The 523-nt window shown below is 69.6% G+C and carries 1 pseudogene; it reads right to left on the bottom strand.

The features are described from left to right. Window positions 1-523 (bottom strand): annotated as a pseudogene (locus EOA60_RS36645) (DNA primase); the annotation flags it as partial.

Raw genomic sequence — 523 nt, 5'->3', positions numbered from 1 at the left:
GCCTAGAAGATTGCCGAGCGAGCGACGCGGATCGGCAACCGGCGCCTTTCCGTTGCCGTTCGGATCCAACCAGGTGCGTTGCAGGCCGGTGATGCGTCCGTCGAGGGAAGTGACGGCCGCGATCAACGCGGGCAGGGTCCGCGTCTCGCCGGTGACGAGATCGCGGTAGTAGCAGCCGGGGTGGAAGCGCAAGGCGCGTTCACGCGCGGCGAGCCGGATGCCGCGGCAAGCAAGATAGCGTTCGGCCAGCGTGCCGGCGATCGGCTGCGACATGGCGAACAGGCGACGCGCGGCGTCGGGGGAGCCGCGTGCCGCGGCTGGCTGGCGCTCCGCGCCGGGGTCTTGCGCCAGCGGTCGCGGCATGGCGAGGAATCGGCGCGCCTCGTCCGCGACGTCGCGGAACTCGATAAGCCCGCAGCTTTCGCGAATGACATCGAGGAGATCGCCGAACTCGGACGTCGCCTCGTCCACCCACTTGCCCGCCGGGCCTTTAGCGTTGCTCCTCAACCGCACATGCATGGAG

The sequence above is a fragment of the Mesorhizobium sp. M1A.F.Ca.IN.020.06.1.1 genome (assembly GCF_004023265.1).
In the GTDB taxonomy this organism is placed as follows: domain Bacteria; phylum Pseudomonadota; class Alphaproteobacteria; order Rhizobiales; family Rhizobiaceae; genus Mesorhizobium.
This window is presented reverse-complemented; position numbering and strand designations above follow the sequence as displayed.